At 49.0% G+C, this 26,292-nt stretch carries 21 protein-coding genes; 10 read left to right on the plus strand and 11 right to left on the minus strand.

From position 1 onward, the window contains the following. Positions 1 to 78 precede the first annotated feature (78 nt). The 3 genes from ACJJIS_RS04505 to imuA form a co-directional block, all read right to left on the minus strand. Positions 79 to 3,255 (minus strand): error-prone DNA polymerase, encoded by a 3,177-nt coding sequence (locus tag ACJJIS_RS04505; protein WP_475709572.1) that lies wholly within the window; start codon positions 3,253 to 3,255, stop codon positions 79 to 81. A gap of 82 nt (positions 3,256 to 3,337) precedes the next feature. Next, positions 3,338 to 4,843 (minus strand): Y-family DNA polymerase, encoded by a 1,506-nt coding sequence (locus ACJJIS_RS04510; RefSeq protein WP_475709573.1) that lies wholly within the window; start codon positions 4,841 to 4,843, stop codon positions 3,338 to 3,340. Between the two features lie 21 nt (positions 4,844 to 4,864). After that, positions 4,865 to 5,572: a translesion DNA synthesis-associated protein ImuA gene (gene imuA / locus ACJJIS_RS04515; RefSeq protein ID WP_475709574.1), complete on the minus strand. Its 708-nt coding sequence runs from the start codon at positions 5,570 to 5,572 to the stop codon at positions 4,865 to 4,867. Positions 5,573 to 5,777: 205 nt separating this feature from the next. On the opposite strand from imuA, the gene dcd reads away from it, so the two are divergent. Genes dcd through ACJJIS_RS04530 form a run of 3 tightly spaced genes read left to right on the plus strand, consistent with a single transcriptional unit; the run spans position 5,778 to position 7,774 of the window. Continuing rightward, positions 5,778 to 6,347 (plus strand): dCTP deaminase, encoded by a 570-nt coding sequence (gene dcd, locus ACJJIS_RS04520; protein ID WP_282933840.1) that lies wholly within the window; start codon positions 5,778 to 5,780, stop codon positions 6,345 to 6,347. A gap of 33 nt (positions 6,348 to 6,380) precedes the next feature. Further along, complete coding sequence (locus tag ACJJIS_RS04525) at positions 6,381 to 7,589, plus strand: BaiN/RdsA family NAD(P)/FAD-dependent oxidoreductase (protein ID WP_475709575.1); 1,209 nt, start codon at positions 6,381 to 6,383, stop codon at positions 7,587 to 7,589. Beyond that, positions 7,589 to 7,774, plus strand: coding sequence for a hypothetical protein (locus ACJJIS_RS04530; protein WP_475709576.1), 186 nt, complete (start codon positions 7,589 to 7,591; stop codon positions 7,772 to 7,774). The genes ACJJIS_RS04525 and ACJJIS_RS04530 overlap by 1 nt, the downstream gene beginning before the upstream one ends. Positions 7,775 to 8,014: 240 nt before the next feature. Here ACJJIS_RS04530 and ACJJIS_RS04535 read toward each other — a convergent pair whose 3' ends face one another. Next, the gene (locus ACJJIS_RS04535; RefSeq protein WP_475709577.1) at positions 8,015 to 10,297 is read right to left on the minus strand and encodes a nitric-oxide reductase large subunit; all 2,283 of its coding nucleotides are present in this window, start codon (positions 10,295 to 10,297) and stop codon (positions 8,015 to 8,017) included. A gap of 75 nt (positions 10,298 to 10,372) precedes the next feature. Continuing rightward, positions 10,373 to 10,555, minus strand: a complete 183-nt coding sequence (locus tag ACJJIS_RS04540; RefSeq protein WP_475709578.1) for a hypothetical protein — start codon at positions 10,553 to 10,555, stop codon at positions 10,373 to 10,375. Between the two features lie 509 nt (positions 10,556 to 11,064). Here ACJJIS_RS04540 and ACJJIS_RS04545 point away from each other — a divergent pair. Beyond that, positions 11,065 to 11,532: an RrF2 family transcriptional regulator gene (locus ACJJIS_RS04545; RefSeq protein WP_475709579.1), complete on the plus strand. Its 468-nt coding sequence runs from the start codon at positions 11,065 to 11,067 to the stop codon at positions 11,530 to 11,532. A 457-nt stretch (positions 11,533 to 11,989) separates the two neighbouring features. Here the strand turns inward: ACJJIS_RS04545 and ACJJIS_RS04550 are convergent, their stop codons facing one another. Beyond that, entirely contained in the window at positions 11,990 to 12,259 is a 270-nt protein-coding gene (locus ACJJIS_RS04550) for a YMGG-like glycine zipper-containing protein (RefSeq protein ID WP_475709581.1), read from the minus strand. A 148-nt stretch (positions 12,260 to 12,407) separates the two neighbouring features. Here ACJJIS_RS04550 and ACJJIS_RS04555 point away from each other — a divergent pair, with 148 nt between their 5' ends. Beyond that, positions 12,408 to 12,617, plus strand: coding sequence for a DUF3820 family protein (locus tag ACJJIS_RS04555; protein ID WP_475709582.1), 210 nt, complete (start codon positions 12,408 to 12,410; stop codon positions 12,615 to 12,617). 368 nt (positions 12,618 to 12,985) lie between these two features. Here the strand turns inward: ACJJIS_RS04555 and ACJJIS_RS04560 are convergent, their stop codons facing one another. From ACJJIS_RS04560 to gltA, 5 genes are all read right to left on the minus strand, one after another. After that, positions 12,986 to 13,534: a Tll0287-like domain-containing protein gene (locus ACJJIS_RS04560; protein WP_282933830.1), complete on the minus strand. Its 549-nt coding sequence runs from the start codon at positions 13,532 to 13,534 to the stop codon at positions 12,986 to 12,988. An 11-nt stretch (positions 13,535 to 13,545) separates the two neighbouring features. After that, positions 13,546 to 14,898 (minus strand): cytochrome c3 family protein, encoded by a 1,353-nt coding sequence (locus ACJJIS_RS04565; protein WP_475709583.1) that lies wholly within the window; start codon positions 14,896 to 14,898, stop codon positions 13,546 to 13,548. Further along, complete coding sequence (locus ACJJIS_RS04570; protein WP_444917966.1) at positions 14,899 to 16,926, minus strand: FAD-dependent oxidoreductase; 2,028 nt, start codon at positions 16,924 to 16,926, stop codon at positions 14,899 to 14,901. Between the two features lie 489 nt (positions 16,927 to 17,415). Beyond that, on the minus strand, positions 17,416 to 17,952 hold the full coding sequence (locus tag ACJJIS_RS04575; protein ID WP_413662988.1) for a hemerythrin domain-containing protein: 537 nt from the start codon (positions 17,950 to 17,952) through the stop codon (positions 17,416 to 17,418). A gap of 317 nt (positions 17,953 to 18,269) precedes the next feature. Next, entirely contained in the window at positions 18,270 to 19,559 is a 1,290-nt protein-coding gene (gene gltA, locus ACJJIS_RS04580; protein ID WP_413662987.1) for a citrate synthase, read from the minus strand. Positions 19,560 to 19,998: 439 nt separating this feature from the next. On the opposite strand from gltA, the gene sdhC reads away from it, so the two are divergent. The 5 genes from sdhC to ACJJIS_RS04605 all read left to right on the plus strand — a co-directional run bounded on the left by sdhC (position 19,999) and on the right by ACJJIS_RS04605 (position 26,278). Beyond that, a complete protein-coding gene (sdhC, locus tag ACJJIS_RS04585; RefSeq protein WP_282933825.1) occupies positions 19,999 to 20,373 on the plus strand; it encodes a succinate dehydrogenase, cytochrome b556 subunit in 375 nt (124 codons plus the stop codon). Beyond that, on the plus strand, positions 20,367 to 20,735 hold the full coding sequence (gene sdhD, locus ACJJIS_RS04590) for a succinate dehydrogenase, hydrophobic membrane anchor protein (protein ID WP_282933824.1): 369 nt from the start codon (positions 20,367 to 20,369) through the stop codon (positions 20,733 to 20,735). Before sdhC ends, sdhD begins: the two co-directional genes overlap by 7 nt. Positions 20,736 to 20,738: 3 nt before the next feature. Then, a complete protein-coding gene (gene sdhA, locus ACJJIS_RS04595) occupies positions 20,739 to 22,511 on the plus strand; it encodes a succinate dehydrogenase flavoprotein subunit (protein ID WP_282933823.1) in 1,773 nt (590 codons plus the stop codon). A 19-nt stretch (positions 22,512 to 22,530) separates the two neighbouring features. After that, positions 22,531 to 23,235, plus strand: a complete 705-nt coding sequence (locus ACJJIS_RS04600) for a succinate dehydrogenase iron-sulfur subunit (RefSeq protein ID WP_282933822.1) — start codon at positions 22,531 to 22,533, stop codon at positions 23,233 to 23,235. A gap of 211 nt (positions 23,236 to 23,446) precedes the next feature. Continuing rightward, positions 23,447 to 26,278, plus strand: a complete 2,832-nt coding sequence (locus tag ACJJIS_RS04605; protein ID WP_282933821.1) for a 2-oxoglutarate dehydrogenase E1 component — start codon at positions 23,447 to 23,449, stop codon at positions 26,276 to 26,278. The last annotated feature ends 14 nt before the right edge of the window (positions 26,279 to 26,292 follow it).

A 26,292-nucleotide genomic window follows, 5' to 3' on the forward strand; every position in this document is an offset into this window, starting at 1 on the left:
CCCTTACTAAGTGAAGTAGAGTTACTTGAGTGAGGGTTGCTCGATAAGGTCACTGGAGTACGTCTAGGGGAAGTCTCTTCAATGAAAATTTCTTGTCTTCTGGTGATTTTTCTCACTGATACTTGATATTCTTTTGGCGATGACATGGGTGGTCTTATAACTGTTGTTATTGGCCCCTTTAGAGACTTGTAGCTCCCCATGAACAATCAATATGCCTCCATGGATAATCTCTGCTCTATATAAGGTTTGATAGGCCTCATAAATCACTACATTTATGCAGCCTGTTTCATCTTCGAGGGTTAAAAACATCACTCCAGATGCGCTTCCGGGCCGTTGTCGGCAAGTTACCAGTCCAATGATCTCAATTCTTTCCCGATCACGGCAGTGGGTAAGGTCCTTTGCTTTAGTATATTTCTGAAACTTTTTTTGCCTTCTTAGTAATGCGGCAGGATGTTCACCAAGGGTTAGCCCTGTACTGCTATAGTCAATATCGCTACTGTCTTTTATATAATTTCGCGGTAAAAATTTTGTCTGTGGCTTGCTGTGATCGGTTTCTATAGACGTCCAATTGTCGTTATGGCGATTTCGAGTCAAGCTGATAAATGCATTAGCCTTAGTAAGGCAGGAAAGCTGCTCATGGCTTAGCTTTGAAAGTTCTTGAAATTGTTCTAAAGAATGGACTTTTGCATCCGCTCTAAGCTTTAGGATAGCTTTCTCTGTGGTTTCTTTTAGCCCTTTAATTAGACGCATGCCCAGGCGTAAAGCGGGAGTTTTATTGCTGAATGCTGAATTTTCCTTGGACGGCATTGCCGGCGTATTAACTGATGTTTTTCCTTTAGTATCGTAATTTTTTGATGAGGCTCTTTGTTGAGGTGAAGAGAGCTCTTGTATCTCTAAGCTGTGATCCCAATAGCTATAAAATACATCAATAGGCAAAACCTTCACCCCATGCCGCTGGGCGTCATAAACCAGTTGTGCCGGTGCATAGAAGCCCATCGGTTGGCTATTGAGTAGTCCGCAGTAAAAGGCAGCTGGATGATGATATTTAATCCAGGCAGAAAAATAGGCTAAAAGCGCAAAGCTTGCAGAGTGAGATTCGGGGAAGCCATAGGAGCCGAACCCCTTCATCTGGTTGAAGAGCTGCTCAGCAAAATTTTCTTTGTAGCCATTACTTTGTATTCCCCGCACAAGCTTATCCCTGAATTTATACAAGTCCCCATTTTTTCCCCAGCTGGCCATGGCTCGGCGAAGCTCATCTGCTTCACCGCCGCTAAACCCTGCTGCGACCATCGATAGTTGAATAACTTGTTCTTGAAATATAGGGACACCGAGAGTGCGCTCAAGCACTGGGCGTAAACTGTTATGAGGATAGCGCACGGTCTCCAATCCCTGCTTGCGTTTCAGATAGGGGTGTACCATGCCGCCTTGAATTGGCCCGGGGCGGACAATGGCGATTTCTATAGTAAGCTCATAAAAATTTCGAGGTTGTAATCTTGGCAGCATGCTCATTTGAGCGCGAGATTCAATTTGAAAGACTCCAACGGTATCGGCCTTGCACATCATTTCGTAGACCTGTGAGTCTTCGCCGGGAATATCCTGCAATCGCAATTTGGGGCCGTATAGAGCAATATAATTCAGGGATTTACGCAGTGCAGTCAGCATACCCAGGGCGAGCACATCGACCTTCATTAGTTTTAAATCTTCGATATCCTCTTTGTCCCATTGGATTAGGGTGCGATCCTCCATAGCGGCATTTTCAATTGGAACCAGCTGGTGTAATGGTTGTTCTGTAATAACAAAACCGCCTACATGTTGCGATAGATGTCTTGGAAAACCATATATTTGCTGCAGTAACTGCGGGAACATTTTTCCTATTGCGCTGCTCGGATCTATTCCCACTTTTTGCATCTGCTGGGGGAAACCATCTAGAGTGTCCCACCAGGCGCGTTCAGCAATAAGTTGTTCTATTGTGGCAGCGTTGATACCAAGGGCTTTGCCGATATCCCTTACGGCGCTTTTAAAGCGGTAGGTGATCTTGCTAGCGGTAAGTCCAGCTCTTTCGCGGCTATATTTTGTGTAAATATACTGAATAACTTCTTCACGTCGTTCGTGCTCAAAGTCTACATCAATATCGGGGGGTTCATTGCGTTCCCGTGAGATAAACCGTTCAAATAGTAATCCAATTTTATGAGGATCTATCTCTGTGATGAATAGGCAGTAGCAAACTACTGAATTGGCTGCGGAGCCACGGCCCTGGTACAAGATATGATTTTTCCGGGCAAACTGGACTATATCGTAAATGGTTAGAAAGTAATGCTCATATTGCAGCTCTGCTATTATTGCGAGCTCTTTATTAATAATCTCATCAATTCGCTTTTCAGGGCCCTGTGGCCAGCGAGCAGCCTTTCCTATTTGAGCTAGCTTCTTTAAATAGCTGCTCGCATTACTTTCTTGGGGGATAACTTCTGATGGGTATTCATAGCTGAGTTCACTCAAGCAAAAAGTACACTGTTTGGCAATGAAGTTGGTATTATCTATAGATTCTTTGGAGTGTAATGACTGGATATCACCTAAGCTGCGAAGGTAACGTTCAGCATTTTGCTCAATACGATACCCTAGATTATCCAGGGTACAGTTATGATAATTTGCGTTGAGTACATCTTGTAATGGCTTTCGGCTATAGCAGTGCATCAACACATGATTGGTTGCAACCAAGGAAATATTCTCTCTTCTTGCAAGCTCAGTAATTCTATTGGACTTAAGGCTTTCCTCTGCGTGTAGGTGGTTGTTGATGGCAATGTAAAACCGTTCGCTGAAGGTTTTCTTGATTTCTTCAGGTATTTCTATCTTAATAAAATTTGGAATCCAGATGGCAATTAGGTTTTTGCATAACTCTACCAAGTCACTTTGATAAGTAATGTAGGTTCCTTTTTCCCCCCTTAAGCGTGATTTTGAAATTAACTGGCATAGCTCGCTGTAGGCAGTTTTGTCGGGAGCCAGTAGAACTATTTCTATGTTGTCATGCAGCCGGAAATAGCTGCCAAAAATTAATTTAAACTCAGGGTTTTTAGAGTCTGTAGACTTGATGTTTTCAAGTTCTTTATAGGCTCTAACGGCTCCGGAAAGAGAGCATTCATCGGTGATAGCAAGGGCTGTATATTGCAGATTGTAAGCAGTGTAGACCAATTCCTGCGGATGCGATGCCCCCTGCAGAAAAGAAAAGTTGCTTTGACAAAAGAGTTCGGCGTACCTCATGCTGATTCTCTCGGCGTCTATCTGTTGATTGTGATGGGATTTGGATTTTGGTGAAGATCAGTATTACGAAGGGGGTTTAGGCTTAGCTATAAACACCATGTAAAAACCACTCTTCGGTTGTAAGATCCTGAAAGACCCAGTAGAGCTCATCTCTTCTATTTTTTGCGATATAGTAATCCCGCCCGTGACGCCCGTGCTGCCACCAATAGCCATCAATTCGCTCTGGCCCCTGTAATAGTTGTAGCTCTCCCTGATAAAATAATTTGTGCTCGCTACTTTCCAGTTTGGTTGGACGAGCTAATAGCCAATTGGGGCGCGGTGCTTGGATGGGCTTAATTTGCTGTCCCTTAGCGTTACTTTTAATTATCAGGGTATCTGTATTTTGCCAGGCCTGCTCCGGTAGGTAGCTTTCTCTCAGGGCGATTCCCGAGAGTGCTTGATGACCGAGGCGGGCTTTTAATTTGTCTAATAGCTGTTGGTTGCGTTTGTGTTGGCTGCCTTCACCAAATAAATCTTCATCCAGTGATCCCTGCTCCAAGGGGAGTAAATGCTTGCAATTTAAGCTGATCGATTGTACTGGCTGATCAAGAGTTGCTCTTTCCAATTGCAGTTTGGTTAGTGCTATTAGGCGTTGAGGGTCCAACTGCGGAGTGGAGAGTTCTACGGTTATTTCCTGAGATTTATTTTGGCCGAAATCCATATGCCAATTTAACTGTTGTGTGTAGAGCTGGCGCCGCTGCAACTGGGAGCATAATTCCCTTAGTAGGCGACCGATAGGAAATAGCAGCTGTTCGCTATTATCCAAGGGGCTGGGGAAAAATAGCTCGCTGCGGAATTGTGCTGGGGGCTGATAACTACAGACTGGATCTTGGCGAGTTCCGTTCAGGCGTGCCAGGTAGTCCACAAATGGACGACCAAAACGAGAGCCTACCTCAGAGAGTGGAATAGCGAGCAGCTGGCTTACTCGCTTGATACCACATGCGTAGAGCTTGGAAATAGTTTTGTTGTCGCAATTAAGGAGCTTGGATGGGGCAAAGCTAATCCACTGTCTCCACTGCTGAGGGCTGGGGGGAGAATCTGATTGCGCAAGCCAGCGCCGGTGTTCGGTCAGTTGGCTTAGCATATGAGCCGCACTGGGACTGTGGCTGAGGCCCATCAGGCTGTGGATTCCCATCTGCTCAAGCTCATCGCTCAGCTGTTGTATCAATGCCTTGAAGCCACCGCTGGCCTTTAGGCAGCCGCTCAGTTCCAGGTAGAGGTGGGCGGGAGTGCTCTCAGCATTGCTCATAGGCCCTGCGGACTGAGGTGATACAAGCGGTGTAAAGCTGTATGCCCACTGGGCCAGTTGCTGTAATTCTTGTTGTTCCCGCTGGGAATCGCGTTGTAGCAGCTGTAAGTCTGCACAGAGAGCAGACGCAGTAGCAATACTGAGCCCGGTCTCAACGCCGCATTGGGATGCCGCTGGGTTTCTATCAATCACCAACTGTTTTTCAACCACAACTTGGGCTAGAGCCTCTTCTCCTTGTAGCTGAGCGCGGGTCAGAACCTCTAACGGAAGCCTGGGGAATTGAATACAAAGCCAGAGCATGGAGCTATCCCTCGAAACCGTTCAGTGCATTGGTTGGTCCCGTCGGACCAGTTTTGCTGCTCTTGCCAAATAGAGGTTTTGGCCTGAATTTCCACCCAATTGCTTTAAAAGCCTTAGTGCCAGCTCTCCTTCCCTGGGGGTGAGCTGTAGGCGCAAGCTCGCGGGTGAGGGGTTTGCTGATTCACACTGAGGGCGAAAGTGGAAGTGCAGGCAGTCCCCATTGCGGGCAGCGAGTTGCAGGCGACGAAGATCTTTATGGTTCATGGATTGCCGCCCCTGCCAGCTGAGTAAGGCACCACAGCTTCCGGATTGTAGGGATTGCTCGATCGCCCAGAGAGTATCCTTGGGGCCTCGGGGGTGCAGGATCAGCAGGTTCTCAAGGCGGATACCACTGTTGGCCAATGAGGGCGCATAGGGGATATGGGGTGGATTGACCAGTATGACCATTTGCCCCCTCTGAGTGAGGCCTGCCAGGGCCGGTAGTATTAAGGTGAGTTCACCGATACCCATCTGGTCCATGAGTAGCTCAGTAGTGGCCCCTCTTGGCCAGCCGTGGTTCGCTAGGAGGGCATCGAGGCTTGGAAAACCACTGGCGATGCCGTTTCGCTGTCGTCGGGGTTCATTCGCTGCTTGCCAGATATCGGCTCTGGTGAGTAGCTGTGCCAGTTTCTGGTGTTTTGCCTGGCTTTCTAACTGATTGTTTTCTATGAAGTTTTCTGCGCTGCCCACGATTCCACCACTGAATTTTAGTCCGATCTGGCCACTGTCTTCGTCTTAATCTGTATGTGTATACAGTGATACTGTTAATTTATACAGTATCCATCCAGTGGCAACAAGTGAGAATTCATTGGATAGGCACTTTTTTGCACAGCCTAAACCGGCTATGATTCCGCCTCTTTAATTGAGCACTAATTATTCTATTCAGGGGGACGGAGTGAGTATCAAGTCCGACAAGTGGATTCGCCGCATGGCAGAGCAGCACGGTATGATTGAGCCTTTTGAGGCTGGTCAGGTGCGTCATAACGATAATGGCGATCGACTCATCTCCTATGGCACCTCCAGCTATGGCTACGATGTTCGCTGTGCTCGTGAATTTAAGATTTTCACCAATGTTCACTCAGCGACAGTTGATCCCAAGACCTTCGATGAAAACAGCTTTGTGGATGTTGAAGGCGACCACTGCATTATTCCGCCAAACTCCTTTGCCCTGGCGCGTACGGTGGAGTATTTCCGTATCCCGCGCTCTGTATTGACGGTTTGCCTGGGTAAATCCACTTATGCCCGTTGCGGTATTATCGTCAATGTGACGCCACTGGAGCCGGAGTGGGAAGGTCATGTGACTTTGGAGTTCTCCAACACCACTAACTTGCCCGCGAAGATCTATGCCAACGAGGGCGTGGCACAGATGCTGTTCTTCGAATCCGATGAAGTTTGTGATGTGTCCTATGCCGATCGTGGTGGCAAATACCAGGGCCAGCGCGGCGTTACCCTGCCTCGCACCTGATCACCGGTCTTACTGCAGTACTATTTCCTACCTATGACAGAGGTTTCTACCAGCCAGCTACCGGAAAGCGTCGATGTATTGGTCATTGGCGCTGGGGCAGCTGGACTAATGTGCGCGGCTACAGCGGGCCAGCGCGGGCGCAACGTGTTGGTCCTAGACCACGCCAACAAAGTCGGAAAGAAAATCCTGATGTCTGGTGGTGGCCGCTGCAACTTTACCAATCTCTACACCAGTGCAGAGAACTTCTACAGTAATAACCCCCATTTTTGTAAGTCCGCCTTGGCTCGCTATAGCCAGTGGGACTTTATTGCACTGGTGGAGAAGCACGGGGTTACCTACCACGAGAAAACCCTCGGTCAGCTCTTTTGCGACAATAAATCAAGGGATATTGTCGACTTGTTACTAGCGGAATGCCGTGCGGCCAAGGCACAGATCCGCACGCGCTGTAGCATTACTCAAATTCGAGCTTTGGGGCAGGGGTATAAGGTCGAAACCAGTATGGGGACGGTTACCTGTGAATCCTTGGTCGTGGCTACTGGAGGCCTTTCTATTCCCACCATGGGGGCGAGTGGATTTGGCTATGAGATTGCCCAGCAGTTTGGACTGGAGATAGTCCCGACACGAGCCGCACTGGTGCCGTTTACCCAGCATAAACGCCAGTTGGAGCGCCAGAGCACCCTGCCCGGTACCTCTCTTTCGGTGACAGCCTCTTGTGCTGAGGGCAGTTTTCACGAGCAGATGCTGTTTACTCACCGGGGGCTAAGTGGCCCTGCGGTTTTGCAAATTTCCAGCCACTGGCGAGAAGGTCAAACGGTAATATTTGACTTGGCTCCAGAGAAAAATCTGGCAGAGTGGTTACCGCTGCGCCGACAACAGAGCCCGGATAGCCACTTACACAGCGTTTTGGCTGAGGTTTGGAGCAAAAAGTTAGTACAGTTTTTCCTGCAGCGAGCGCAAATTGTTAGCCGCCCCCTAAAACAGTTTGGGGAGGGGGAGTTACAGCAAGCTGGGGAAAAGTTACAAAGCTGGAAATTGGTACCGGTGGGCACTGAGGGATATCGCACTGCTGAGGTAACATTAGGTGGAGTCGATACTGCACAGGTCTCTTCTCGTACTATGGAATGTAAAACCCGGCAGGGGCTTTATTTTATTGGTGAGGTTCTCGATGTAACCGGCTGGCTCGGCGGGTTTAACTTCCAATGGGCTTGGGCTTCAGGTCATGCTGCAGGAGAGGTGGCTTAATGGGAGATGTTATTCCTTTCAAAAGAAAAACCGCTTGGCAAAAGCACAAGGGCAGCACCCTGTGCAGGGAAGGTTTTCATAAATGGAAAGTGGTCACCGAGCGCAAGTTTGACGTAAAGCAGGGAAAGTTGGTTACTGAATATCGCTGTGAACGCTGCGGAAAAAAGAAAATTAAACACTTGTAAATTTTCATTCCCGCCAGATCGGGCATTCATAGGCCGACTCAATTAATAATTAGGTAATTTACTTTCCCCTACTAAGAGAGTTGTCAAAATTCAACATCTCTAATACGGGTGATTACTGCGAAAAGATATTTTGGGGTCTCAGGAATTTCTATAATTCACCTATCTATGATTACGGGGTTAGCAAATAATGCAACGTTACTGATGAGTTGCGCAGCAACGTTGCATAGGTTTATAAGTAGATTAAGAGACTGATTTGGTTTGCCCTGATAGATAGTCTACTGAACTGTGCCTCTTTAGGTTCAGCACGCCTTGTGTTACTTGCCATGTGATAGCCAGTGCACCGACGATAAACACGACATCACCAATAGTTCGTATCCATCTTAGAGTAACTAGCGTTCCACTTTGCATTAGGGTTTCACTGCGGGCATACCAAAGGCCTTCTGAAGCGCTCGCCATAAACTGGATAATACCGACCGGCAAAAGGCTGGTGAACAACATTAAAGCCAAACCTATATTCATCCACCAGAATGCCGTTTTCATCAATTTCTCGCTAAATATAAACTGGGGACGAATATATCTAAGAACGAGTAAACTAAAGCCCAATGCCAAGAACCCATATACTCCAAACAATGCACCATGGGCATGTGTGGCTGTGGTATTTAAGCCCTGAAGATAATATAACGCTATCGGTGGATTAATGGTAAAGCCAAGTACGCCTGCTCCTAACATATTCCAGAAAGCAACAGCTACAAAAAACATCAAAGGCCATTTGATTTTCACCATCCAGGGTGCACGATTTTTTAAGCTATAGTGATCCCAGGCTTCATAACCCAATAAGATAAGTGGGACCACTTCGAGCGCACTAAATGTGGCCCCTACCGCCATAACGGGTGTTGTCGTCCCTGAGAAATATAGGTGGTGAAAAGTTCCCGGTACCCCCCCTAGTAGAAATAATGACGCTGATACTAGAGAAGTCACAGTAGCCATGCGTTTAGATACAAGGCCCATACTGAAGAAGATAAATGCAAGCGCAGTTGTAGCAAAAACTTCAAAGAAACCTTCTACCCATAAGTGCACTATCCACCAGCGCCAAAACTCCATGACCGATATGTGTGTGCGCTCGCCATAAAAGAAGCCAGCACCATAAAACAATCCTATGGCAATTACGGAGGCAGTAAACAGGGCTAGCAGGTTTTTATCACCTTTTTGCTTTAATGCTGGAACAATGCCGCGCAGCATTAATGCCAACCATAATACGATGCCGGTAAATTTACCGATTTGCCATAGTCTGCCAAGATCTACAAATTCATATCCTTGATGACCTAGCCAAAAGCTGAGTTCTGGTGGCAGAGTTTGCGCAATGGCTAGATAATTGCCGACAAATGATCCAATAACGACTGCTATTAATGCCCAAAACAATATATCAACACCAAGTTTTTGGAACTTAGGATCTTTTCCACCGTTGATAATTGGAGCAAGAAATAGTCCGGCAGCTAAAAATCCTGTAGCTATCCAAAATAGAGCAGCCTGTATATGCCAGGTGCGTACCAGGCTGTATGGAAACCACTCCGATGTTTCTATCCCATAGAATCCTTGTCCTTCTACGGTATAATGTGCAGTGAAACCACCTAAGAAAACTTGGAAAGTAAATAGTCCTACTATAGCTAGTAAGTATTTTCCAAGAGCTTTCTGTGAGGGAGTTAATTTAAAGGTGCTGATTGGATCTTGCTTGGGGGCAGTTGGGTGTTTGTCTTCGGTGCGTAGGAACGCCCATGCCCAAACTAGGGCGCCAATACCGGAAATCAATAAGACCACACTAATAATAGACCAAATAATATTTTCGCTAGTTGGCTTGTTGTCAATTAATGGTTCGTGGGGCCAATTGTTAGTGTAGGTTGCGCCACCTGTTGAACGCTCGGTTGAAGCTACCCAGGATGTCCAAAAGAAGAACTCAGTAAGTCGTGCTCGGCGATCAGCATCGGGCAGTGTAACCTCTTTCATTGCGTAATTTGCGCGGGTTGGCTGTAAAGCGGGATCACCTCCAAAAAGTGCATTATAATATTTTGCAGTTTTCTCTATAGCTGTGATTCTTCGCTTAGATAAAGTGGCAATTCCAGATTCGCTGCTATAGGTGTTGGTTCTATAATCTAATTTAAGATCATACAGAAGTTTGTGTTTTTCTCTTTTGGATAAAGATTCATATGGTAGGCCAAATTCCTCTTTTGCCGCTATTGATAACCAATTAATTAGCTCTCGATGTAACCAGTCAGCGGTCCAGTCTGGGGCTTGATAGGCTCCATGTCCCCAAATAGATCCCAGTTGCATTCCTCCAACGGATTGCCAAGAAGTTTGACCATCTAAAATTTTATCTTTAGTGGTCAGTATGTTGCCATTTTCTGAGACAAAGGCGTCAGGTATCGGAGGTGCTTTCCGATATATTTCACTGCCAAAATATCCGAGTATTGAAAAGGTTACAGCTAAAACGCCGATCAATGTCCACCAAAGAGATTTGTAAGTTCTCATCAGAATTATCCTTGCCAATATAAATTGGCTTTTTTAGCAATATGCTATTTAAACTATTAATTTTTGTATATCTCCCTAGGCTGCTTGTAAAACAAAACAACGTAAACATCGGGTATCTCTAATTTTTTGGAGTGGATCTATGCTACCTGATTGAGTGTTAATAGGTTTTAAGCCTGACTTTTCACGTTCTTGCTTAGCTGTGTTGATCTCACGAGATTGGCCTCCAGCAGAGGCGTTAACTTGCAACAGAAAAAACATAAACTCTCCTTTTCCTTGTGTTGCTTGAATAAATCAAATTGAGAATGGGTTTCTCAAAATAATGTTTGGTCTTGTAAGACATTGAATTTTTAGGTGACTGATACCTTGTATTTGGGTAATGAAAAGTGACCATTAATCGTTGTTAATCTGCCGCTCCTGGGTAGAGTTTACGTAAGCGAATATATCGATGTTCACTTCTCGGCCTCTTGGATTAATTAGCGACCTTGAATTCAGGAAAGCAGCCTCTGACTTCAGGGCGCTTTCGCTCGAAATTCCTCTAATAGCTTTTGGGGCAGTCATAAATAGCACATTCGGCTGTAACCGCAGCCTAAGGGCTAGGTTGAACGAACATTTGAGACTGAGCATTCTCTACCCCTTTATCTATACATGCATATAAGATGCATCTTTTGCGTGGCAATTTACACCTAAATCCCAATGATGTAAACTAGATGCATCTTTAAATTTTCAAGGGATGAAAATTCTTGGCTTCACAATGAGGGACTTTGCCAATGAAGATCACGCAATTTACCGACTACTCTTTGCGAGTGTTGATGTACCTTGCTATACAGGATCGAGAGTTAGTAACCATCAGAGAAGTTGCTGAGCGCTACCAAATATCTAAAAACCACCTAATGAAGGTGGTACAAGAGTTGAATCTCAAAGGCTACTTGATTGCAACCCGGGGTAAGTATGGTGGCATTCGGCTAAGCCGAACTCCTGAAGACATTAATGTTGGAGAGCTAGTTCGATTATTGGAGCAAGATACCGTGTTAGTAGAATGCTTTGGGACAAATAATCAATGTGTCATAACTCCTGCGTGTAGGTTAAAGAAAATGTTCGCCGAGGCTATGGAAAATTTTTTTATTTGTTTGGAGCAATACACCTTGGAAGACCTGGTATCAGGCCCGAGTCAGACTGACCTTATCAATATACTAGCTTTTCCTGCGAAAACTGAGAGGGCGCAGCAAGGTCCCTAGGTTAGGCTTATCTAATATTTGCTTGAGGGAGAAAAAGTACAGTTTTCCATTCAAAGCCTGGAATATTCATACTCTAGGATCTTTATTACATAAGGGGCTTTTTATCCCACCAGATGAAAAGCCGATCTTCAATTTCCTTTCACCCTATATCAGGATAGCCACTCAATGCACGTTGGTCTGACTTTTAGGTTTTAGGGGGTATTGGGAGTGCTTCCTGGAGTAGGGAAATACTCAGCGCACAAATTTATTGCTCCTGCACAAGCGCAACTCCTTGTTCTGGGAGATGGTTACTGAATATCGTTATGAGTGCTGTGGCAAAACGAAAGCGAGGATTGTGTCAATTTTGTCTTAAAGGAATCAGTTTAATCGGGAGTCGGCTTCCCTGCCTGAGTAGTGCGAGTATCGAAGTACTACGAACCCGCACGATACTGATTAACAACTTAAAAGCAGCAGCGAATTAATAACGATAGTAGCGACCGCGATAACGATAGTAATCTCTGCGCTTTCTTTCCCTATCATAGAGGTAGCCTGCACCGGCACCAATAACCGCACCTGCGGCAGTGCCACCAGGGCGCCCGCCACTGATCAAGGCACCTGTTACTGCGCCTATACCGACACCGGTGCCGATTCGGCGGTCGGTATCACTCATATTGGCGCAGCCCGTAACTCCAAGGCTTGCAGTCAATACTGCGGCCAAGCTGAGATATTTGATAGCTTTGATACGCATAGACACCTCTGTTACTGGAAGGTTGAGGTATAAAGAATCGGCGCAGGCCGACTATTTCGGAGCCAGTGTAGAGTCCGCATGCACTGGCAACAAATCCAAATTGGGAGTTTCATTCCCTTTTTTTGTCGATATTTAGGTGGTTGTTAAGGTGTTCGAAAAACAAGACTTGGTAGAACTGGCTCGACTCAAAATGCCATTTGGAAAATACTCGGGCCGGGTTTTAATAGATTTGCCTGAGGAGTACCTGCTTTGGTTCGCAAAAAAGGGGTTTCCAGAGGGGCGTCTAGGACAGTTGATGGCATTAGCCTTGGAGATAAAAGTAGCGGGATTGCAGGGGCTTATTGATCCACTGCGCTGACCTTTTAGCAGGTTTTCCCAGTATTGCAATCACCTTGGTCGGTTTGCTCTGCGGGACTTTGACATTAATATAGTAATGCCTAGGTGTGCTTTGCGGAGCGAAGCCCAAGAAAAAGCGGGCCGTAATGGAGACTGGACTGACCCGGAAATAGGCCCACAGCGGGTAACCACTGGTCTGAATGATTTCAGCGAGGTAGTAGCGGGAGTAGAGCCAGTCAGCTTAAAAGAGGGAGCGGTCGAAACGAATTCGGCCGCCACTCTTTTAAATTATTCTAAACTCAGTTCTCACCGACTAATATCCGCCGGAAATATTTTGTGAGAGAGTTGCCCGACTCGAAAGTCGGACGCAACTATCTACTAACTAACTGATCAGAGTGGGATTCGGATAACAACACCACCCATAGTGTGGCCCAGCTCAAAGTCAGTGCGCGGGCTGTCTACGTGATCGTTGTGACAGCTCACACAAGCAGGTGAAACACCTACATCCGCATATACTGCAGTGAAGTACTCGGTATCACCTAGTTTTTCGCGGCCGTAAAAGTTTTTCCCTGGGTTGTCGATTACGTACTGCAAGCCCTCTTTTTCCATCTCAGTGCGCGGTTTGTTTTGCTTGTTGATTGGCCACAGAGAGAGCAGGGCATAGTTAAAGCCAGACTCATTTTCGGCAACACGCTCAGCTCCCATACGCATCATCTGCGCGGGGAGTGGTAGCAATTTCTTATCTTGCCAGTGCTCATCAGCGTCGAGGATTTTCTCCTCGTTCTGCAGGCGGTTTACAACCTTGTTGGTGTAGTTGGCCCTGTCTGCCTCGATAACGGCAAAGATGGCATCCGCCATTCGCTCCGGAGCAACTCCCTGGTTTTTCTCACAGCCGGTGAGCAGTGCCAGTCCAGCGATAATACAAGCGGCAATACGCATATTTTCCCCTCCTATTGGGATTGATTTTGCTTGTTTTTGCTTTTGGAAATCCTGCCAATACGCTCGCGGATCAGCTCGAAGGTTTCATGCTTCTCTGCGGGTTTATGCTTGAAATTATTGTTAATCAGAGTTTTGTCAGCCAGGGCAGCAAGGGAGAATTCGGCTCCATGACAGCTCAGGCAAACGGGCATCATTTTTTCATTGGGGCGAAGGTTATGATTTTGATTATGGTTAACTACAACCTGTTCGCCATGGGTTTCCCGTGGTAAATGGCAGCTGGCACAGCTTACGCCACCCTCTGGGTTTGAATTCCAGGTATCGAAGTGAGGGGACTCTTTGTAAGAGAGACTGTGCTCATCACTGTGGCAACCCAGGCAAGCCTCTACAGCGGCAAATTGCAGATTTACTTCATGGGGCCCGTGACAACTGACACAGCTCAATTCATCCGTTGCGCTGGTATTCATGGGAAGGCGGGCCTGTTGCGGGGAGATGGCACCGACCTGCTGGATAAAGCCTTCTTCCAGCTTGTTGGACATGCGCATTCCATGTTTTCCTTGAGTGAAGGATTCTTTTTGATCGCTGTGGCAACTAGCACATTGCTCGACAATCTCAACGCTACTGAATAGCATTTGCCCATCGACGTGACAGCTGCTGCAGTTCACCTCTGTTTGTGCGTGAATACTCTGTGCCCAGACCGTTGCGATTTCTGCAGTCTGGCTAGAGCTGCTAATGTCTGCTTCGCTAACTTTTAAAGGGGCTTTATCTGAATGCTCATTTAGCCAGGACTGAACTGCTGTACGAGCGGGAAGCTTTGCAGTTTCCAATAGATCAGGTTGATCAACATGGGCGATAAGGAAGTCTTCATAGAGGGAGCCATTATCGTGATAGTTGTGGCAGCCCGCACTTGCGCAGGTTTCAAATCCCAGGTCTTTGTGACTACTGCGCTCTTCGGCAATATCGCTGTGGCAGTGAAAGCAAAAGTCGCCCGCCAGGGTTACTCCCATCTCTCCGGTGATTTGTGGTTTGTGCTCAGTGTGACAACTTACACATAGCCGGGCGTCAAGAGTCTCCAGAAGTACAGCATTGCGCGGATCTAAAAATTTCTGCCGGGGGTGTGAGTCGTCTACAAGCTCCAGTTCTTCCGCATGGCAATTCAGGCAAGCTTGCTGAACAGCATCCTCACCGGCAAAGCCATCGGTATGGCAGGAAGTACAAGCCAGCTCAATTTGATGGTGACCGTGCGTGGCATCTCCACTGATAAATAGAGATTTATCGTCAACGTTAAGGTTGTATGCCACCGCAGAGCCGATAGCCAGCGTTAGCAATACACCGTAATGCCAGAATTTAAATTGATATGATTTCATCTAGAAGTAATAAACCGCAAAAATATGGTAGGCGAGAAGGACCGGTAAGGCCCAGAGCAGGGCATAGTGAACTCGGGACCACCATTTTCGGTGTTCGCGAAGTTTCAGGTCAGTCCAGTGGTGGTTGCGCGCCATAAAAACGCCGACGAGAGAACCAGTTGCGGTTGCAGTTAGAAATACCAGCATCAATGCCAAATTCAGGTTTTCACCAAGGCGGAAGCCTGAATGTACAGCGAGAGCAAGTAGAGCGATTAAACCTGTAACGCTGTGTGCATAGCGCCAGTGATCGACATGCCCAAGGCTAAGTTTATTCCAACGTTTCCTGATACTGAGAGCGGCAGTAAACAAGCACATAGCGAGAATGGTATAGCCCGTAACCTGCTTCCAAAAATTGTCGTACCAGAGCTTTTCCCAAAAAAGTGCAGTCTGTACTGAGGGGGAAACTGGAGCTGGCGGCATCAGGAAAGCCAGGGCTATCAGGATTAATGACAGAACAGAAGTTATCAATATCCCCTTGGAGTGCCGCATTACCAAGTTGGGAGCTGGCACATCCAGAAGCTCAGCCATTAGTGGGCGGCAACTACCACAAACAGACCCGGCTGTTGTCGCTTGTTGCAGCTCATTTAAATTGCGCTTCCCAGCGGAAATAGCCTTGCATAATTCCCCTTTGGTGACAGAGTTGCACTGGCAGACTAGATAACTATCGGGAAAATCTTTAATGCTATTGCCGCTTTTTTTGGCAAACACTCGCCCTTCGCTTTCAAAGTCTTTCAGTGTGCGCAGAGAGATTTTTTGTTCCTGTGCTACAGTCTGACGCAATTCATTGGCTTCATCCCAGCTGCCAATATAAATGGCCCCAACGATGTATTCGCCTTTGATAAATAAGCGTCTATAGATCCCCTTAAAACGATTGCGATAGACATGGCTCTCAACGCCCTCTTGCTGATTGAGGTTTTCCGGGGTTACCTCTCCCATTATTCCGCAGGGAATATGGGCAATTTTCAGCTGAATATCGGTATAAGTGCCGGAGTAGGGCTGCGAGAGAGATTTACCGCTATGGTTGCGACGAATATGTGAGCAGCAGCTTTCAGCTTGTTCGTAGCCCGGTCGGACCAATTGGTAGACTTTCTTGTCAAACTCAGCGCACTCGCCTACGGCGTAAATATCCGGGTCGGAAGTTTGCATCCATTCATTGACTACGATTCCGCGTTTAGTTGAAAGTCCGCTCTGTTCGGCCAGGCTAATTTCCGGCTTAATTCCAGTGCACAACACGATAGCGTCGACGGGAATTTTTTCGCCACTTTCAAAAGTGAGTAGGCGCTTGCTATCGCTCTCTTCAATGGATGTTAGGGAGTCCGAAATTTTTAACTCTACACCCAGTGCAGTGAGTGCGGACTTTAGGAACTCCTCTCCTTCTTCACCCAGGAGCCCGCTGAGTAAGTGTCCTCTGGATTGTAAAGTGATGTTGTTTTTAGGTGTTTTTAACGCGGTTGCAGCTTCAAGGCCCAGAGCACCAGCACCGATAACACAGATGTCTGCATTCTGCTCCCTTAACTCAAGTAAATCATTGGTGTTACGCAGACTTCGAAAAGGGTAAACACCAGGCAGATCCGCACCCGGAATCTTCGGAATAATAGGATTTGATCCAGTCGCTATTATTAGCTTGGAATAAGGTTGTATATTCCCTGCAGCATCGGTGACTGTTTTTTTGGAGCGATCAATAGAGACTATTTTACGGTCAATATATTCTGCCAGGCGGTGGTCACTTTGACTGAGAATAGGGTTATCAAGCTCCTCCAACTCTACATGGCTTGATAGATATTGAGAAAGTTTAACCCGGTTGTAGGGAGACTCTGTTTCTGCTCCATAGATAACAATTTGAGCTTCATCACAGAATTCTAATAATTTTTGTGCACAACGCACACCCACCGGACCAGTACCGATAATTACATAAATTGGGTAACTGTTATCATTAGTGTGGATGCCGCTTGGTAATTGCTCGACAAGTGTGTCGTCTAGCTCAGTCATACCTCCCCCCGACTGCTTTGATTTTCTATTAGTCTTTGTATTTTTAATTTGTCTGCCAGATGGCCTGCTAATTTTCTTAGACTAATATCCCACTCTTAGGTGTTTTTTTGAATTCTAATCCCTATATGTTTAAACAAAATTAAATAAACGTCTAGTACCGATTAGAACATGACGATAGAGAATTGGGTGTAAAGTAAGGTCAGGTCGGAAAATAAGGCTGGATTTAACTGATGCGCACAGTTTTTTTGGGGGGCTAAATGTATCTTGCCCAAATTCAGTGCTTAAATTTAATTTGGCTGTGAAAAATTGGTGGGGTGAGGGGAGTGCTTTCCAGTTACTTTGTGACCGCTGAGCGGCCAAAAAATATGCGGCCCCGTCCTTGTGGGCTGCGGACTGTAAAATAGTATGCCTATTGTAAAGATTTGTTTCCTATCGGCATTCCTAGGTTAAATATCTCACTACTCCTGATAAAAAAACTAAACGTTGCTTTTAGGAGGGCTGGTAAAGGACGTAGAGTTCTTTTTCTTCTAGGGCAGTACGACGAGTTAGCGCTTCACCGATTTTCTGATAATCCATTTTGAAGTCGCGAACCATTTCAGGAGTGAAGGCTTCGTGGTTATAGCGCTTGCAAAATTGCACAACAGCATTTGCAATTTCATTCATATCGGTGCGGAAATCTTTAACTACTTGCAGTGTGTGGGCATCGCCAGCCAGTGCTTGCTCCAGGTATACGTAAAAACGTACATTTTCTTTGATTAGATGGGCCTGGAAGCCAGATTTAAATTGGGTCAGTAGCTGCGATAGCTGGCGGTAGTTCTGCTTCTCATAACCCTCTGACCACATGCGCTGAAAAATACTGATCAAGGTGCGGTGATCGTCTTCAAGGGCTTTAATTAGAGTGGGATCGTAAGAGATTGTGCGGGCACCTTTAGCTCCTGCATAAGAGCTGCGAGTATATTTTTCCTCAAGGTCCGCCGCGTCTTCTGTTTTGTTACTTCGGAACATTCCAGAAATAAAACTAAGCATGAATTTAGTCTCAGTAAATTTAAAGGTTTGTTATTAGGTTTGATCGCGCCGCGAAGTTGGGGGTAACTTAAAGAAAGCAAAGCTATTTGGGTCCCGGCGGGCGTGGCGGATTTTACATTGGATGACAGTTGGTTTAACTGTTATGGAAGGGGCGAGTAAAGCAAAATTTTCAAAGTGGGACTTGTGTCACATTTTAGATCTTTGCTTTTTAATTTTTATCGAAATGCAGTTGATTATTGCCGGTAGAATCAAAATAAATTTAAATATCTAATTAATAAAAAAACCCGGCATAGCCGGGTTTTTTTAATTGCTTGAGCTTAGCGTTGCTCGAGCGGTACATAATCGCGCTGCGGGTAGCCGGTATACAGCTGGCGAGGACGACCAATTTTGTACGGATTGGAAATCATTTCATTCCAGTGTGCAATCCAGCCTGAAGTACGGCCGGTGGCGAAAATTACGGTGAACATATCGGTGGGGATACCGATAGCCTTCATAATAATGCCGGAGTAGAAATCTACGTTCGGGTAGAGTTTCTTCTCTACGAAGTAATCGTCCTCAAGGGCGATTTTCTCCAGCTTCTTGGCGATCTTCAGCAGAGGATCATTTTCTGCACCCATGGCGCCCAAAACTTCATCACAGATGCCCTGCATTACGCGGGAGCGTGGATCGAAGTTCTTGTAGACGCGGTGACCAAAGCCCATTAGGCGGAAGGGGTCATTCTTATCTTTGGCGCGCTTCACGAATTCGTCGATACGGCTTTCGTCGCCAATTTCCTGCAGCATGTTCAATACCGCTTCATTGGCACCGCCGTGAGCGGGTCCCCACAAAGTGGCAATGCCGGAAGAAATACAGGCGAACGGATTGGCACCAGAAGAGCCAGCCAGGCGGACAGTGGAGGTGGACGCATTCTGCTCGTGGTCTGCGTGCAGCAGGAAGATGATGTCCATTGCCTTGGCGACAACCGGGTCTATCTTGCTTGGCTCGCAGGGGTTGCCAAACATCATGTGCAGGAAGTTCTCGGAATAGCTGCGGCTATTGTCCGGGTACATGAAAGGCATGCCCTGGGAGTGCTTGTAGCACATGGCTGCCAGGGTTGGCATCTTGGCAATCAGGCGGTGGGCGGAAATCTCGCGGTGCTCCGGATTGGTGATATCCAGGGAGTCGTGATAGAAGGAAGCGAGGGCACCGACTACGCCACACATCATCGCCATTGGGTGGGCATCGTAACGGAAGCCTTTAAAGAAGCTCACCAGGGATTCGTGAACCATGGTGTGAGACATAATGGTGTCTACATACTTCTTCTTTTCTTCTGCGTTGGGCAGTTCGCCATTCATCAGCAGGTAGCAGGTTTCCAGGTAATCGGATTTTTCTGCCAGTTGCTCGATGGGGTAGCCGCGGTGCAGCAGTTGGCCCTTGCCGCCATCAATAAAGGTGATCTTGGAATCACATGAGGCGGTAGATACGAAGCCCGGGTCGTAAGTAAATAAGCCTTTACTGGTCAGACCGCCGACATCAATAACATCGGGGCCGAGGGTGCCGGAGCGAACTGGCATCTCAAGGGCGCCGTCGATACCATCGACTGTGAGGTGCGCTTTTTTATCGGACATTGCGGACTCCTAAAAATGTTCTTATGCCGGCCTTTTCCCGCTGTTTTCGGGAGCTAGCGGCCTTTTGAGCGGGGCCAAACTTAAGTGCCGCGCCGCAAATTGTCAAACCAAAAGGAATGGACGACCAGTCTATTGGCGACAGGATATCCGGTTCCGCTCCATACTCTTAGAGTATTTGTCTAGATAATGCACAGGAAAGTCTGAGGAAATCCCGCGATTCCCGATTTACTGCGCGATACTGGTGGGAACCCGGCGTAATCGCAGGCGTTCGTTGTGTTTTGACTAGTGAATGCCTATAATCCGCGCGGCTTGCGCCATGGTACGGCTACTTTGTATAAGGCTTCATCAGGTCGAGTGCAAAGTAATCAGCAAGCAGCTCGTCCCTCCATTGAAAAGCTAACGGGCGCCCGGTCGTTCAGGGCAACAAGGTGTTTTTCCTGTGAACAAAAACAGACCTGTCAATTTAGACATTTCCACTATAAAGCTTCCCGCTACCGCTGTGGTTTCCATTTTGCATCGTATTTCCGGTGTAGTGCTCTTCGTTGTTGTTGCACTACTACTGTGGATGCTCGATGTCAGTTTGGAATCCGAGCAGGGATTCGCCGAAATTGCAGCGGTATTTAACAGTATCCCTGCCAAGCTCATTCTCTGGGCATCGCTGGCGGCACTTATTTACCACATTCTGGCAGGTGTTCGTCATCTGTTTATGGATATGGGAGTAGGTGAAAGTCTCGAAGGCGGCCGTCGCAGCGCTGTGTCAGTGCTGGTGCTGGCTGTAATCCTTATTCTTCTGGCGGGAGTATGGTTGTGGTAAAAACAGTAACAAGCTTTGGCCGTAGCGGTACTTTCGATTGGCTCTACCAGAGAGTCACTGCGGTAATATTGCTCGCCTATACCCTCTTTATAGTGGGTTTTATCTTTTTTAGTAAAGACTTCGGCTACCAAGCCTGGTCCGAACTGTTCGCCCAGCGCTGGATGCGTGTTTTCAGCCTGGTTGCCTTGCTGTCCACCATTATTCACGCTTGGATTGGCCTCTGGTCCGTGGTAACTGACTACATCACCAACCGGATGATGGGCGGTAAAGCCACTGTTCTGCGCTTGTTCGTAGAAGTGATTCTGGCTGCCGTTGCCGTGTTGTACGCGGTGTGGGGCATTGAAATTCTTTGGGGTGTATAAGCAATGGCGAACATGCGTACTATTTCATTTGACGGGATTGTAATTGGTGGAGGCGGTGCCGGTATGCGCGCTGCCCTGCAGATGGCCCAGTCCGGCTATAAAACTGCGGTTATTACCAAGGTATTCCCGACTCGTTCTCACACAGTATCTGCCCAGGGTGGCATTACCTGTGCAATTGCCAGTTCAGATCCCAACGATGATTGGCGCTGGCATATGTACGATACCGTTAAGGGTTCCGACTATATCGGTGACCAGGACGCTATTGAATATATGTGTTCCGTAGGTCCGGAAGCGGTATTTGAGCTGGAGCACATGGGCCTGCCTTTCTCCCGTACTGAGGAAGGTCGTATTTATCAGCGCCCCTTCGGCGGTCAGTCTAAAGATTTCGGCCGCGGTGGCCAGGCTGCACGTACTTGTGCTGCTGCTGACCGTACCGGCCATGCACTGCTGCACACCCTCTATCAAAACAACGTTAAGCACAAAACCGAATTTCTGAACGAATGGTTTGCGATTGACCTGGTGAAGAACCAGGACGGTGCTGTTGTGGGTGTGATCGCCATGTGCATCGAAGATGGCGAAGTGGTTTATATCAAATCCAAAGCGACTGTATTCGCTACCGGCGGTGCCGGTCGTATCTTCGCTTCCACCACCAACGCACACATCAATACCGGTGACGGTGTCGGTATGGCCCTGCGTGCTGGCATGCCGGTCCAGGATATTGAGATGTGGCAGTTCCACCCCACTGGTATTTACGGTGCCGGTGTACTCGTGACCGAAGGTTGTCGCGGTGAGGGTGGCTACCTGATCAATAAAGATGGTGAGCGTTTTATGGAGCGCTATGCGCCCAACGCCAAAGACCTCGCTTCCCGCGACGTTGTGGCTCGCTCTATGGTTCTCGAGATTCTCGACGGCCGCGGCTGTGGCCCGGAAGGCGATCACGTATTCCTGAAGCTTGATCACCTGGGTGAAGAGCTGCTCAACAGCCGTTTGCCCGGTATCTGTGAGCTGTCCAAGACCTTCGCCCACGCCGACCCAGTTAAGGTGCCGATCCCGGTAGTACCTACCTGTCACTATATGATGGGTGGTATTCCCACCAACGTTCACGGTCAGGCTCTGACCCAGGACGCTGCGGGTAACGACCAGATTGTTGATGGCTTCTACGCCTGTGGCGAAGTTGCCTGTGTGTCCGTACACGGAGCCAACCGCTTAGGTGGTAACTCCCTGCTGGATCTGGTGGTATTCGGTCGCGCTTCTGGCCTGTTTATTGAGAAGTCCCTGCGCGAAGGTATCGAGCACCGCGAAGCTTCCGAGTCTGATCTCGAAGCCGCTATGGCTCGCCTGAATCACCTGGAAACCAATGAGAAGGGTGAGAAGGCTGCCGACCTGCGCAAAGAGCTGCAGGGCGTGATGCAGAACCACTTCGGCGTATTCCGTCGCGGCGACTTTATGGCCGAAGGTGTGAAGAAGCTTGCAGATCTGCGCGAGCGTATTGAAAATGTGCGCCTCGAAGACAAGAGCCGCGCGTTTAACACCGCCCGTGTTGAAGCGCTGGAGCTGCAAAACTTACTGGAAGTTGCCGAGGCCACTGCAGTTGCTGCAGAGACCCGTACTGAGAGCCGCGGTGCTCACGCCCGTGAGGACTTCCAGGAGCGCGATGATGAAAACTGGCTGTGCCACTCTATGTATTTCCCCACGGAAAAACGTGTTGGCAAGCGTGCAGTAAACTTCGCGCCTAACACTATGGAAGCCTTTGAACCGAAAGCTCGGACTTACTGATTCGGGAGCGGAATAGAGTATGTTGAAAGTAAGCATTTACCGTTACAACCCGGAAACCGACAAAGCGCCTTATATGCAGGACTATGAACTGGACACCAAGGGCAAGGACCTGATGGTGTTGGACGTTCTGGAACTGCTGAAAGCCGAAGATCAGACCTTGTCTTTCCGTCGTTCCTGCCGTGAGGGCGTTTGTGGCTCCGACGGTATGAACATTTCCGGTCGCAATGGTCTGGCGTGCACTACGCCACTGTCTGAAGCTGCCCCCAAGGGTAAACTGGTTCTGCGTCCGCTGCCGGGCCTGCCTGTTATCCGCGACCTGGTTGTGGATATGGAGCAGTTCTACGAGCAGTACAAGAAGATTGAACCGTACCTGCAAAACGATACCCCGGCTCCGGCCATCGAGCGTCTGCAGTCTCCGGAAGATCGCGAAAAGCTTGACGGTCTGTACGAGTGTATCCTGTGCGCCTGCTGTTCCACTTCCTGTCCGTCTTTCTGGTGGAATCCGGACAAGTTTATCGGCCCAGCTGGTTTGTTGCAGGCTTACCGCTTCCTGGCAGATAGCCGCGACCTGGCTACTGATGAGCGCCTGTCAAATCTGGATGACCCCTTCAGCGTATTCCGTTGTCACGGTATTCAAAACTGTGTCAATGTTTGCCCGAAAGGACTGAATCCGACGCGCGCGATCGGCCATATCCGCAATATGCTGCTGACCCGCGCCGTGTAGGGGATGCTGCGGCCGGTTATCGGCCCGCTGGGGTTCGCGCTCTGCGAACCCGGTGCCAGGTAGGGTGCCAAGCAAACGACAAAAAGCCGGTTCTAACCGGTAAAAAACTGAAAAGGGGAGGTGGCTTTGTGCGCCTCCCCTTTTGTGAGTGAAAGGAAAGCGCAGTGGCTCAAGAGAAGATAAGCACACTGCAATTGAGGTAGGCATCAACATGCACGAAAGTACCATGGAGCAGCTGTGGCGTAGCTCCCATATCTCCGGGGGCAATGCTGCCTACGTGGAGGAGCTTTACGAGACCTATCTGCACGACCCCAACGGTGTCCCCGAGGAGTGGCGCAATTATTTCGATAGCCTCCCCCGCGTTGAGGGCAGCAGCGATGTTTCCCACGCCGCTGTTCGCCAGCACTTTGAGCTGCTCAGCAAACACCGCGCGCGTCCGGTGGCCGCTCCCGGTGCGGCCGGCTCTGCCAATATTGAGCACGAGCGCAAGCAGATTAAAGTTCTGCAACTGATCGATTCCTACCGCCATCGCGGCCATAAAAAAGCGACCCTCGACCCCCTGGGTTTGATGGCTCGCGAACAAGTGCCCGACCTGCAACTGAGCTACCACGGCCTGACTGAAGGTGATTTCGATACCACTTTCAATACCGGTAGCCTGTTCCTCGGTAAAGAAGAGGCGACCCTGCGTGAAATCGTCGAGGGTTTGGAGAATACCTACTGTGGCAATCTGGGTGCGGAGATCATGCATCTCTCCAACCTGGAAGAGCAGCAGTGGTTCCAGCAGCGCCTTGAGCGCAGCCAGTCTAAAGCCAACTTCGGCACCGACATCCAGATTGAAATCCTGCAGCGCCTTTCCGCCGCTGAAGGCCTGGAGCGCCACCTGGACTCCAAGTACCCCGGCACCAAGCGCTTCGGTGTAGAGGGTGGTGAGAGCCTGATCCCGATGATGGATGCCCTGATCCGTCGCTCCGGCACCTACGGGGTGAAGGAAGTGGTGATCGGTATGGCCCACCGCGGCCGCCTGAATACCCTGGTTAATATCCTCGGTAAAAACCCTGCGGATCTGTTCCAGGAGTTTGAAGGCAAGAAGACCCTCGATACTTCCGGTGACGTGAAGTACCACCAGGGCTTCTCTTCCAACGTGATGACTCCCGGTGGGGAAGTGCACTTGGCCCTGGCCTTTAACCCGTCGCACCTGGAAATCAGTGCGCCTGTGGTAGTGGGTTCCGTACGCGCCCGCCAGGATCGCCGCAAAGATGCGACCGGTGAGAAAGTAATGCCGATCAACATCCATGGCGACGCGGCTTTTGCCGGCCAGGGTGTGGTGCAGGAAACCCTGCAGATGTCCCAGACCCGCGGTTACTACACCGGCGGTACTGTGCACATCGTACTGAACAACCAGGTGGGCTTTACCACCAGCAAGCGCGAAGATGCCCGCTCCACCGAGTACTCCACCGATCCCGCTAAGATGATCGATGCGCCGGTGCTGCACGTAAATGGCGACGACCCGGAAATGGTCGTATTGGCCGCGCTGCTGGCGGTGGACTACCGCTACGAATTTAAGAAAGACATCGTTATCGACCTGGTCTGCTACCGTCGTCGCGGCCACAACGAGACCGATGACCCCTCTGGTACCCAGCCGCTGATGTACCAGACTATCCGCAAGCACAAGACTACCCGCACGCTCTATTCCGAGAAGCTGGTGGGCGAGGGCATCCTGGACAAGGTTGCCGCAGACAAGCTGGCTAACGACTACCGCGACAAACTGGATGCCGGTGAAGACGTTGCTACCGGTCTTGTGAAGAAGCCGGACTCCTCCATGTTTGTTGACTGGAGCCCCTACCTGGGCCACGACTGGCAGGTGCCTGCAGATACCGGCTATGCGCTGCCGAAGCTGCAGGATGTCGCTACTCGCATGACCAACGTGCCCGACGGCGTGGTAATGCAGCGCCAGGTCTCCAAAATTTATGAAGACCGCCGCAAAATGGCCGGTGGCGCCCTGCCTCTGAACTGGGGCATGGCGGAAACCCTGGCTTACGGTACTCTGCTGGAAGAGGGCTTTATGGTCCGCTTTACCGGTGAAGACGTGGGTCGCGGTACCTTCTCCCACCGCCACGCGGTGGTTCACAGCCAGAAAGACGGTCAGAGCTACGTGCCTTTGCAGCATATGTTTGAAGACCAGCCGCCTTTCTATATCTACGACTCGCTGCTGTCCGAAGAGGCGGTGTTGGCGTTTGAATACGGCTACGCCACCACGACACCAAAGTCCCTGGTGGTGTGGGAAGCCCAGTTTGGTGACTTCGCCAACGGTGCCCAGGTTGTGATCGACCAGTTCATCACTTCCGGTGAGCACAAGTGGGGCCGTATGTGCGGCCTGGTAATGCTGTTGCCGCACGGCTATGAAGGTCAGGGCCCAGAGCACTCCTCTGCGCGCCTCGAGCGCTTTATGCAGCTGTGTGCGGAGCACAATATCCAGGTGTGTAACGCCACTACCCCGGCACAGATCTTCCATCTGCTGCGTCGCCAGGCTGTGCGCCCCATGCGTCGTCCTCTGGTGATTATGAGTCCAAAGTGGATTCTGCGTCACAAGCTGGCCACTTCCAGCCTGGAAGAGCTGGCAGAAGGTCGCTTCCACAACGTGATCCAGGACCAGGGCGTAGATCCAGACAAAGTGAAGCGTGTGGTTCTGTGTTCCGGCAAGGTTTACTACCACCTGCTGGAAGCCCGTATGGAGCGCGAACAGGAAGATGTGGCGTTCGTACGAATCGAGCAGCTGTACCCATTCCCGGACGAAGAGTTTGTGGAAGCGGTTTCCGCATTCAAGAAGATCAAGAGTGTTGCCTGGTGTCAGGAAGAGCCCATGAACCAGGGCGCCTGGTACTCCAGCCAGCACCACTTGCGTCGCCTGTTGTCGGAAACCCATCCGAAGCTGGATCTGGAATATGTGGGCCGCGCCCCATCCGCAGCACCTGCGGCGGGCTATATGTCCACGCACCTTGAAGAACAGAATAAGTTCATCAACGAGGCGCTGACCGTCAAATAACCGGCGGCAGTAAT

The sequence above is a fragment of the Microbulbifer maximicatervae (SeqCode) genome, assembly GCF_056231245.1.

Excerpts from the sequence above, each read along its gene's own strand:
- ACJJIS_RS04505 (WP_475709572.1), bottom strand. The coding sequence starts at position 3,255 with ATGAGGTACGCCGAACTCTTTTGTCAAAGCAACTTTTCTTTTCTGCAG.
- ACJJIS_RS04510 (WP_475709573.1), bottom strand. The coding sequence starts at position 4,843 with ATGCTCTGGCTTTGTATTCAATTCCCCAGGCTTCCGTTAGAGGTTCTG.
- ACJJIS_RS04525 (WP_475709575.1), top strand. The coding sequence starts at position 6,381 with ATGACAGAGGTTTCTACCAGCCAGCTACCGGAAAGCGTCGATGTATTG.
- ACJJIS_RS04530 (WP_475709576.1), top strand. The coding sequence starts at position 7,589 with ATGGGAGATGTTATTCCTTTCAAAAGAAAAACCGCTTGGCAAAAGCAC.
- ACJJIS_RS04535 (WP_475709577.1), bottom strand. The coding sequence starts at position 10,297 with ATGAGAACTTACAAATCTCTTTGGTGGACATTGATCGGCGTTTTAGCT.
- ACJJIS_RS04540 (WP_475709578.1), bottom strand. The coding sequence starts at position 10,555 with ATGTTTTTTCTGTTGCAAGTTAACGCCTCTGCTGGAGGCCAATCTCGT.
- ACJJIS_RS04545 (WP_475709579.1), top strand. The coding sequence starts at position 11,065 with ATGAAGATCACGCAATTTACCGACTACTCTTTGCGAGTGTTGATGTAC.
- ACJJIS_RS04550 (WP_475709581.1), bottom strand. The coding sequence starts at position 12,259 with ATGCGTATCAAAGCTATCAAATATCTCAGCTTGGCCGCAGTATTGACT.
- ACJJIS_RS04560 (WP_282933830.1), bottom strand. The coding sequence starts at position 13,534 with ATGCGTATTGCCGCTTGTATTATCGCTGGACTGGCACTGCTCACCGGC.
- ACJJIS_RS04565 (WP_475709583.1), bottom strand. The coding sequence starts at position 14,898 with ATGAAATCATATCAATTTAAATTCTGGCATTACGGTGTATTGCTAACG.
- ACJJIS_RS04570 (WP_444917966.1), bottom strand. The coding sequence starts at position 16,926 with ATGACTGAGCTAGACGACACACTTGTCGAGCAATTACCAAGCGGCATC.
- ACJJIS_RS04575 (WP_413662988.1), bottom strand. The coding sequence starts at position 17,952 with ATGCTTAGTTTTATTTCTGGAATGTTCCGAAGTAACAAAACAGAAGAC.
- gltA (WP_413662987.1), bottom strand. The coding sequence starts at position 19,559 with ATGTCCGATAAAAAAGCGCACCTCACAGTCGATGGTATCGACGGCGCC.
- sdhA (WP_282933823.1), top strand. The coding sequence starts at position 20,739 with ATGGCGAACATGCGTACTATTTCATTTGACGGGATTGTAATTGGTGGA.
- ACJJIS_RS04600 (WP_282933822.1), top strand. The coding sequence starts at position 22,531 with ATGTTGAAAGTAAGCATTTACCGTTACAACCCGGAAACCGACAAAGCG.
- ACJJIS_RS04605 (WP_282933821.1), top strand. The coding sequence starts at position 23,447 with ATGCACGAAAGTACCATGGAGCAGCTGTGGCGTAGCTCCCATATCTCC.